Origin of the sequence: Vibrio sp. 10N.222.48.A3 (genome assembly GCF_041475345.1) — a bacterium.
Taxonomy (GTDB): Bacteria; Pseudomonadota; Gammaproteobacteria; order Enterobacterales; family Vibrionaceae; genus Vibrio; species Vibrio tasmaniensis_A.
On the sequence record NZ_JBFRVX010000502.1, the window covers coordinates 1 to 10200 of the forward strand.

Here is a 10200-nt window from a genome sequence, read left to right on the forward strand (position 1 = left end):
ACACCGTGGTCGCCAAACAGACATAGGTGAAGTTTACCGGTCGCAGAAACACGCAGTCGGTTACAACTCTCACAAAAGTCTTTCTCGTAAGGCATGATCAAACCAATTTCACCCTTGTAGTCTGGGTGGACAAACACTTGCGCCGGGCCATCGTTAACAGCTTTGACTTTTAACAGCCAACCATTAGCAATAAGCTGGTTGCGGATCGCAACGCCAGACACATGGTGTTTATCGAACAACTCGTCCATCTCGCCGGTTTTCATCAGCTCGATAAAACGTAATTGAATAGGTTTGTCTTTAATCCAATTAAGGAAGGCTGGTAATTCCTGACTATTGAGGTCTTTCATCAATACGACGTTGACTTTGACTTGTTCAAAGCCAACCTCAAACGCTTTATCAATACCTCGCATAACCTCAGTAAACTTGTTCTCACCAGTGATCTGATGGAACATGCGCGAATCTAAGCTATCCACGCTCACGTTTATATGGGTTAAACCAGCATCACGCCATTGCCCTACTTGTTTCTCCATGCGGTAGCCATTCGTTGTGGTGGCTACTTTTTCAATGCCTGGAGTAGAAGCAACGGTATGTATGATTTCAGGAAAGTCTTTACGCAGACTCGGCTCTCCGCCAGTAATGCGGATCTTTGAGGTACCACAATCAGCAAACGCTTTAACAACGCGTTTGATCTCAGGAACACTTAAAAAAGACGAGTTTTTTTGCCCTGACGGTTTATAACCATCTGGCAAGCAGTAAGTACATTTAAAGTTACAGACGTCTGTAACCGACAAGCGCAAGTAATAAAACTTGCGATGGAATCTATCTTCGAATTGTTGCGCCACGGAACACCTTTCCAAACACGGGAGGCATAATCATTTCCAATTAAGCCCTTGTGACAACATGTCACTGGCTCTTGATGCGTATCGGTACAGCAAATACCACTGTGCGACTTAGCATGCGAGAGCTCGGAGTTATGGCAACTGCACTTTATATTCACACGCGCAGTAGCTGAGTAATAAAATACTTAATATTTGTACGTGAATCTAGCTTTGATGACAAAAAACGAGTCACATCGGCAAAAAAAACGTATCAAACCCTCAAAATAACTCTTGTTGAGTATCTGACGAGAAGCATTTAACCTAAATTATAGTTGGTAATAATCTAACAAGAACAAAAAATGAATATTTACTCTTCAAAGAAAGTTGTCGCAATTGGTGGTGGTCACGGCTTAGGTCGTATGCTTGCGGCATTAAAAGACTTTGGTAGCAACGCGACAGGCATTGTTGCAACCACAGATAACGGTGGATCAACCGGGCGTATTCGAGATTGCCAAGGTGGTATCGCTTGGGGTGATACTCGTAACTGTATCAACCAACTAATCACCGAGCCTTCGATCAGTTCGATGATGTTCGAATACCGCTTTCGCGGTCAAGGTGAACTCGATGGTCACAACCTCGGTAACCTAATGCTGACTGCACTAGACAACCTTTCTGTTCGCCCATTGGAAGCGATCAACCTGATTCGTAACATGCTTAAAGTCGATGTGAATATTGTGCCAATGACGGAACATCCTTCCGATCTCACTGCTTTGTCAATGGACGGCCGTTGGGTTACGGGTGAAACCAACGTTGATGACATGACAGAAAAACTGCGCATGATGGACTTGTCTCCAGAAGTTCCTGCGACCAGAGAAGCCGTTGCAGCTGTCGAACAAGCAGACTGTATCGTGCTTGGCCCGGGAAGTTTTCTAACCAGTGTTATGCCGCCCCTTCTACTGCCAGAAATTGGTAAAGCGATCGCTGATAATACTAAAGCCAAGGTTATCTTCGTTGAAAACCTGTCGCCAGAGCATGGACCTGCTGGGAAAATGACGCTACAAGAGCAATTGGAGTGGTGTGAGCGTACCTGTAAGGCAAGAAAAATTGATATTGTATTAGGTAACGCGCCCCATCCGGAACTTGAAGGGCTTTGGAATTGCGTGACTACTGACCTTGCCTCGCCAAATAGAGATTGGCGACACGACCGTTTAAAACTCCAACAAGCAATTAGGGATCAGTTGGTTTAACTCGGTTTTCTGAATCTATTTACCAAACAAAAACAAAAAGGAGCACGATGCTCCTTTTTAAGTTCATTGATGACTGACCACTTTAGTGATAATTGACCGCGTTAAAGCTCTGTCATTAACTGCTGGTACTCTTGGTAGGTGGATAACAAAATATCCTGCATACCTTGAAAGTCGACCTCTGTCATTGGCAGCGCTTGTTTCACTTTTGCATCTAGGCTAATCGCAAAACTACACAAAGAGTCCGCTCCAAAGCTCGCAGCACTACTCTTAAGTGCATGGCTAATATCCGCTAAATACTTAGATGTGTCTGACTCTTTATTTAGCTCTAAATGTTCGTAGTATCCCTTCAGTTCACCTAAAAATATTTCCAGTAACACTGGGACATTCTCTTGCCCTATTTCACCGGCAAGCTCATCAACTTTTTGCTGATTTAATATTATCATCATTGCTCTTTTCTTATTATTTGGTGATTACTGCTTCGCATTCCATGTTTGCAATTTTCGGTATATCGTCGATGGACTGACATCCAAGAAACCTGCCGCGCGAGGAACGTTACCGTCACACGCTTTGATGGCCTGTTCGATAGCCGTTTTCTCAGTGATCCACAATGGGAAAATATCTTTTACCGTGATGTCTTCGTTCTGCTTCTCTTTTAAACGGAGACTGTTTTCAATTGGTTGGTTCAATGGCGGTGGAAGCATATTGAGAGTAATCTCTTTACCATTATTCAGTACCACTACATTTCGCAACACATTTTGTAACTGACGAACGTTCCCCGGCCACTCATATTGATTAAAGCGATCGAGTACTTCTTCAGCAAAACGTACGAACGCCTTGCCTTCTTCGACAGACATATAACCCAGCAATGAATATGCAATTTCGATGACATCTTCACCACGCTCACGCAATGGCGGCAAATGCAATGGAATCACATATAAACGGTAGTACAGATCTTCTCTAAAGCGACCTTCTTGAACTTCTTTCCAAGGGTCGCGGTTCGTTGCACATACGAAACGAACATCCACACTCTTCATCTTCGAAGAGCCGACTTTTTGAAAGGTGCCAGTTTGAATGAAGCGGAGTAGCTTAGTTTGCAGCTCTAAGTCCATTTCGCACAATTCATCGAGGAACAGGGTTCCACCATCTGCAAGTTCAGCCGCGCCTTGTCGATCCGTTGCCGCCCCAGTAAAGGCCCCTTTAACGTGACCAAACAGTTCACTCTCAATCAAATCTTTAGGAATCGCTGCACAGTTGATCGCGATAAATGGCTTATCACCACGCTTACTCGCAGCGTGAATGGCTTCAGCACATACCTCTTTACCGGTACCACTTTCACCTGTGATGAAAATACTGGCTTTGCTCGATGCGGCAGAATCGATCGTTCGGTAAACCTGCTGCATGGTTTGACTACTGCCAATAAAGCCTTGATAGTTCTGATTTCCTGGATGTTCCGAGCTATTTTTAAGTTTAGTGGCTTTGCGGATCGCATTGTTCACCGTAATACGAAGTCGGTCGGCTTCACACGGCTTGATAAGGAAATCTTGGGAACCATGTCGCATGGCTTCTACTGCGGTATCAATAGAGCCGTGAGCAGTCATGAAGATAACCGGAACTTCCGGATATTTTTGTTTTACAGCAAACAGTACATCCATACCCGTCATATCGGGCAGGCGTAGATCTAATAAAATGAGGTCTGGGATTCGATGGTTCAAACTCTCGATTGCATCGCGGCCAGTACCAACAATGTTAATATCAATTTCGAGCGGTGTAAGATACGATCGATACAACGCTGCTACCGACGCGGTATCTTCTACCATTAACAAATACTTCGATTTGTTATCTAACGTTTTTGATTGCATATCCTAGCCATTTATAATTTGCATTTCTTATTATAATCGCATTCCGCTTTGCATTATGCAAATTAACCACACTATTTATACTGTGTTCGTTTGCTTGCTTCAAACAATCAATGTGTTATCTATGTGGCACGAACGATGCAGTTATCTAACTGACCTTCGGGTCACCTAGCCAACTGACGTTGTTAGTGGACTTTGTGTCCACAGACGTAAGCCAGTAGAACATTTACTACTGGCTGTTTTTTGTCTGAAACACTCTCAATTCTTGTGCTGAAGGGATCAACTTCTTGAGTGGAAAGTGAGATTAGCTGTTGGTAATAAACTGCTTTCTTAGCTGCTCAATTTCATCACGCTTTTGTGCGGCCAATTCAAATTCTAGATTCTGAGCATGCTGATACATCGCAGCTTCTAGCTTGCTGATCTCTTTATCAAGCTGTTGTGGAGTCAGTACGACATAACTTTCAGAAGGCTCTGCCACCTTAGATAGAGGAACTTGCTTCGATTGGCGCTGCTGCTTCGACTTGGTTAGATCACCCAACTCCATAATGTCTTTGATATTACGTTTAAGTGCTTGCGGCGTAATACCTTGCTCTTCGTTATAGGCCTGCTGTTTCTCTCTACGGCGGTCGGTTTCATCAATCGCCTTTCTCATCGACTTAGTAATCGAGTCACCATATAGAATTGCTCGACCTTCCAAATTACGAGCTGCACGGCCAATGGTCTGTATCAAAGAACGCTCAGAACGTAAGAAGCCCTCTTTATCAGCATCAAGAATCGCCACCAGCGATACTTCCGGCATATCCAAACCTTCTCGAAGTAAGTTAATGCCCACTAACACGTCAAACTCGCCCAAACGTAGGTCTCTGATAATTTCTACGCGTTCAACGGTATCGATATCAGAGTGCAAGTAACGAACTTTAACGCCATGCTCACTCAGGTATTCAGTTAAGTCCTCTGCCATTCGCTTAGTTAGCGTCGTGACAAGTACACGCTCTTCTTTCACTGAACGTATTCTGATTTCAGACAATAGGTCATCAACCTGAGTCGCGACAGGCCTTACTTCAATAATTGGGTCTAACAAACCAGTAGGACGCACCACTTGATCAGCAATCTCACCGTCTGATTTTTCGATTTCGTAATTGCCTGGCGTGGCCGACACAAAAATTGTTTGCGGGGCTATAGACTCAAATTCTTCAAACTTCATTGGACGGTTATCCAATGCCGAAGGCAGACGGAAACCAAATTCAACCAAGGTTTCTTTACGAGAGCGGTCACCTTTATACATCGCACCAATTTGCGGCACGGTCACGTGTGACTCATCGATAATCAACAGACCATCATCAGGCAAGTAATCAAATAACGTCGGAGGCGCTTCCCCTTCAGCACGGCCACTCAAGTATCGTGAATAGTTTTCGATACCAGAACAGAAGCCAAGCTCGGTCATCATCTCGATATCAAACTGAGTTCTTTGAGAGATACGCTGTTCTTCTAGAAGCTTATTATTGTCTTTTAAATATTGAGCTCTATCACGCAACTCATCCTTAATCTTCTCAATCGCTTCAAGGATTTTCTCTCGTGGAGTTACATAGTGCGTTTTTGGATAAACCGTAAAGCGAGGCAGGTCTCTTTGCTTAACCGCACCAGTTAGTGGGTCAAAGATACTGATGCAATCCACTTCATCATCGAACATTTCAATTCGCACGGCATCTTGGTCAGATTCAGCCGGGAAGATATCAATCACTTCACCACGCACGCGAAACTGACCTCGTTCAAATGCGACGTCGTTTCTTGAATATTGTAGCTCCGCCAAACGGCGCAAAATATCACGCTGATCCATAACCTCACCACGACTCAAGTGAAGCATCATTTTCAAATACGATTTAGGATCACCAAGACCATAGATAGCCGATACAGAAGCTACAATGATGGCGTCTTTTCGCTCTAATAAGGCCTTGGTCGCCGAAAGTCTCATCTGCTCGATATGAGCATTCACCGACGCATCTTTCTCAATGAACGTATCTGTGGTTGGTACATACGCTTCAGGCTGGTAGTAATCGTAGTAAGAAACGAAGTATTCAACGGCATTATTTGGAAAGAATGACTTCATCTCACCATAAAGTTGAGCTGCCAACGTTTTGTTAGGCGCTAACAAGATTGCTGGTCTTTGAGATTGAGAAATGACGTTGGCAAGCGTAAAGGTTTTACCCGAGCCCGTTACCCCTAATAGAGTTTGATGTGCCAAACCAGAATCTAGTCCATCTAGTAATTTGGTAATCGCCGTCGGCTGGTCACCGGACGGACTGTAGTCCGATACCAAGTCAAAGAGTTTACTCATAGGTCGCCATTTCCATACTGTTTATTTAATCAGGTCATTGTCACTCTAGGAGGAGTGTCGTTGCAACTATTATCTAGAGAAATGCATCTTAAGATTAGATATCAGTTATAGCTTTTATTTTTGGAACTTGGTATTATCCGTGCCCCTGCAAGATCTCTTCAGCTAAATTACTCGATTTTTAATCCACTACTTTTCCCCAAAAAATCTAAAAATAGCACTTGTTTTACTGTTTATTTTATAATCTTAAAAAGTTATACAATCGTAATGTTTCGATATAAAACTTTTAAATACATCACGTTACCGCAGATTTTAACATTTTCAGATTTATCCCAATTATTGTTGTTAAAGTTTCACGCACATACTTATCCACAATTTTGGTGGATAACTAAAGCAAAGCTAAATCTGATAAGGCGTTCAAGAAAGTAAAGTTTTTTATCTTATTTTTTTCTGCTATTTTTTATTGACAGAAAATAGGAGTCTTATTAGAATTCGCGTCGCTAACAAGTAATTCCCCTTTAGTTCAGTTGGTAGAACGGCGGACTGTTAATCCGTATGTCGCAAGTTCAAGTCTTGCAAGGGGAGCCACATTCAAGAAAAAAGCTCAATCGAAAGATTGGGCTTTTTTCGTATATAACTGCGACTAACTTGTTCCAAGTTAATATCACACCCGAATCGTCGGACCGTGCTACCCGCCCGCGTTTAAGTCTCGACAAGGGGGCCAAATTTAAAGAAGCCGCATCACTCGATGCGGCTTTTTGCGTTTTAACGTACTCACTTTCCTAAAAGCCCTCTAAGCAACCGAGCAACAGCCTTGAGTTAGCAACAATCAATTGACTCAAAAGTTCGCTATTTACTTCAATCAATTTCGACCTTTTGGCCGAAGACAAAAGTGAAATCACTGAGTACTCAAATGATCAGACAAAGATCATTGTGATATACCGCTGCACGCTCACACCATCAAAATCTATGTCTATACTTACTGCAGCTTTGGTAATCAATCGATTACCTGATGTTTTTTTCACCAAGTGTCTAAATCCCTAGTGATCCTTGGTTGTTATTAGGTGAGCAAAACAGGATAATATCGGGATCGGAATCTCAAGAATTAATCCATTATGACCGAATACCTTTTGTTGTTGGTTGGCACAGTGCTAGTCAATAACTTTGTGCTAGTGAAGTTTTTAGGGCTATGTCCATTTATGGGCGTCTCCAAGAAGTTGGAGACTGCAATTGGCATGGGCCTCGCGACGACTTTCGTTCTGACGTTAGCGTCGGTATCTGCATACCTAGTAGAAACCTACATCCTTACCCCTCTGGGTATTGAATACTTGCGTACCATGAGCTTTATCTTGGTTATCGCGGTGGTTGTTCAATTTACGGAAATGGTCGTTCACAAAACTAGCCCTACCCTTTATCGCCTATTGGGTATCTTTCTGCCGCTTATCACCACCAACTGTGCGGTATTAGGTGTGGCACTTCTGAACATCAATGAAAACCACAACTTCATTCAGTCGATCATCTATGGTTTTGGCGCAGCGGTGGGTTTCTCTCTTGTATTGATCCTATTTGCTGCAATGCGTGAACGTATTGCGGTTGCTGATGTTCCAATGCCATTTAAAGGCGCGTCGATTGCGATGATCACAGCTGGCCTAATGTCTCTGGCATTTATGGGCTTTACTGGGTTGGTGAAATAAGCATGAGTACCATTTTAATTGCGATCATTGCACTCGCCGCTTTAGCCGCTATTTTTGGCGCTATTTTGGGCTTTGCTTCTATCCGTTTTAAAGTTGAAGCCGATCCGATCGTCGATCAAATCGACACTATTTTACCGCAAACTCAATGTGGCCAGTGTGGCTACCCTGGTTGTCGCCCATACGCGGAGGCGATCGCGAACGGAGACAAGATCAACAAGTGTCCTCCAGGCGGCCAAGCAACCATTGAGAAGCTCGCAGACTTAATGGGCGTAGAAGTTGAAGACTCCGCTCATGACTTAGATAACAAAGTAAAAACCGTTGCCTTCATTCATGAAGATATGTGTATCGGCTGTACCAAGTGTATTCAAGCCTGCCCTGTTGACGCCATTGTTGGTGGCACCAAGGCACTCCACACAGTAATCAAAGATGAATGTACAGGTTGTGATCTATGTGTCGCACCGTGCCCTACTGACTGTATCGAAATGATTCCAGTGGCAACAACGACTGAAAATTGGAAATGGCAGATGAACATCATTCCTGTTACTGATATCACTAACCAAGCAACTGATGCGACCGCGTCAGAGCCTAAGGCATAGGGTTAGTATGATCTCTTTAATTGAACAAATTCGCACGGGCTCTATTTGGAACTTCCCGGGCGGTGTGCACCCTGCTGAAAACAAGAAACAGTCGAATACTACTGACATCGTGCATGCAAGGCTCCCAGAAGAAATCGTTCTTCCAGTGAAACAGCATATAGGTAAGCCTGGTAACTTATTGGTTACTGTCGGTGATGCCGTACTCAAAGGTCAGCAACTTACTGCCTTAGAGACTGGTTTTACTTTGCCAGTACATGCGCCAACATCGGGTGTGATTACCGCTATCGAACCACGAACCACCGCTCACCCTTCTGGCTTGAGCGACGTGTGCGTGGTTATTAAACCTGATGGCTTAGACGCTTGGATTGAAAAAAATCCAGTTGAAGATTTCTCGACAAAGACCTCTGACGAACTGCTTGATGTGATTCGCCAAGCTGGTATTTCAGGCATGGGCGGCGCAGGCTTCCCTACGGCTAAGAAGCTTCAATCAGGCTTAGGTCGTACCGACATTTTGATCGTCAATGCTGCGGAATGTGAACCTTACATCACCTCTGATGACAAGTTGCTTCAAGAACATGCCGACGAAGTATTAAAAGGCATCGAAGTGGTTGAACACATTCTTCAACCAAAGCTGACGGTTATCGGCATTGAAGACAACAAACCAGATGCGATAAAAGCACTTGAGATTGCTGCGAGAGACAAAGATATCGTCATTCGTGTTATCCCAACTAAATACCCTTCTGGTGGTGAGAAGCAGCTTATCAAGATTCTCACCAACAAAGAGGTCCCAGCTGGCGGCATCCCTGCAGACATTGGTGTTTTGGTTCAGAACGTCGGCTCTCTTTACTCGATTAAGCGAGCGGTAATTGACGGCGAACCTGTGGTTAACCGCGTTGTGACATTAACCGGTAAAACCTTTAAGCAACCTCGTAACGTTTGGGCGCTATTAGGCACACCAGTACATGAGTTACTTGAAGAGTTTGGCTACAAAGCCGATAAAAAACTGCCGCGTTTGATTTTGGGCGGCCCGATGATGGGCTTTACCTTGCCGCATGCCAATGTGCCAATCACCAAAACGTCGAACTGTATTTTAGCGCCAACGCGTCGTGAGATTTCACCAAGCACTTACGAGATGGAATGTATTCGTTGCAGCGCGTGTGCTGAAGCTTGTCCTGCGTCTCTACTTCCTCAACAACTGCAATGGCACGCCAAAGCCAACGAGTTGGATAAGTGTGAAGAACTGAATATTAAAGACTGTATTGAATGCGGTGCTTGTGCATTTGTCTGCCCAAGTGAAATTCCTCTTGTTCAGTACTACCGCCAAGCAAAAGCTGAGATCAAAACTCGAAAAGATGAAGCCGCTGCAGCAGAGCGCGCCAAGATTCGTTTCGAAGAGAAAAACGCTCGTATGGAGCGCGACAAAGCAGAACGTGAAAACCGCTTTAAGAAAGCAGCTGACAACCGTCGTAAAGACATGAAATCAGCCGACGGTGACGATGCAATTGCTGCGGCGATTGCGCGTGTTAAGGCACAAAAAGCGACAGCAGACCAAGCTCCTAATGCGGAACCAGCGGTGAAACCTGCGGTTGCGGCTGCGATTGCCAAGGCAAAAGCAAAACAAGCTGCGGCTCAGAAAGCGGATAGCGCTGAACCAGAC

8 protein-coding genes, 1 tRNA gene and 1 riboswitch are annotated in these 10200 nt (G+C 44.2%); of the genes, 5 read left to right on the forward strand and 4 right to left on the reverse strand.

Annotated elements, in window-relative coordinates:
* Nucleotides 1-842, reverse strand: an 842-nt coding sequence (moaA, locus tag AB4653_RS14770; RefSeq protein WP_372104577.1) for a GTP 3',8-cyclase MoaA, incomplete at its 3' end; no start/stop codon positions are given.
* A riboswitch (molybdenum cofactor riboswitch) is annotated at nt 831-983 on the reverse strand. Its footprint overlaps the gene before it by 12 nt.
* Before the next feature lie 194 nt (nt 984-1177).
* Here moaA and AB4653_RS14775 point away from each other — a divergent pair.
* On the forward strand, nt 1178-2065 hold the full coding sequence (locus tag AB4653_RS14775; protein WP_009848643.1) for a YvcK family protein: 888 nt from the start codon (nt 1178-1180) through the stop codon (nt 2063-2065).
* A 101-nt stretch (nt 2066-2166) separates the two neighbouring features.
* Here the strand turns inward: AB4653_RS14775 and luxU are convergent, their stop codons facing one another.
* The 3 genes from luxU to uvrB all read right to left on the reverse strand — a co-directional run bounded on the left by luxU (nt 2167) and on the right by uvrB (nt 6256).
* Complete coding sequence (gene luxU, locus AB4653_RS14780; protein ID WP_009848644.1) at nt 2167-2511, reverse strand: quorum-sensing phosphorelay protein LuxU; 345 nt, start codon at nt 2509-2511, stop codon at nt 2167-2169.
* A 24-nt stretch (nt 2512-2535) separates the two neighbouring features.
* A complete protein-coding gene (luxO, locus tag AB4653_RS14785) occupies nt 2536-3924 on the reverse strand; it encodes a quorum-sensing sigma-54 dependent transcriptional regulator LuxO (RefSeq protein WP_009848645.1) in 1389 nt (462 codons plus the stop codon).
* Between the two features lie 301 nt (nt 3925-4225).
* A complete protein-coding gene (gene uvrB, locus AB4653_RS14790) occupies nt 4226-6256 on the reverse strand; it encodes an excinuclease ABC subunit UvrB (RefSeq protein ID WP_009848646.1) in 2031 nt (676 codons plus the stop codon).
* Between the two features lie 509 nt (nt 6257-6765).
* Between uvrB and AB4653_RS14795 the strand changes: the two genes are divergently transcribed.
* The 4 genes from AB4653_RS14795 to rsxC form a co-directional block, all read left to right on the forward strand.
* Nucleotides 6766-6841 (forward strand) — tRNA-Asn (locus AB4653_RS14795).
* Between the two features lie 527 nt (nt 6842-7368).
* Nucleotides 7369-7947 (forward strand): electron transport complex subunit RsxA, encoded by a 579-nt coding sequence (gene rsxA / locus AB4653_RS14800; RefSeq protein WP_004734039.1) that lies wholly within the window; start codon nt 7369-7371, stop codon nt 7945-7947.
* A 2-nt stretch (nt 7948-7949) separates the two neighbouring features.
* Complete coding sequence (gene rsxB / locus AB4653_RS14805; RefSeq protein WP_009848647.1) at nt 7950-8543, forward strand: electron transport complex subunit RsxB; 594 nt, start codon at nt 7950-7952, stop codon at nt 8541-8543.
* A gap of 7 nt (nt 8544-8550) precedes the next feature.
* A partial coding sequence (gene rsxC / locus AB4653_RS14810) for an electron transport complex subunit RsxC (protein WP_372104580.1) occupies nt 8551-10200 on the forward strand: 1650 nt, incomplete at its 3' end.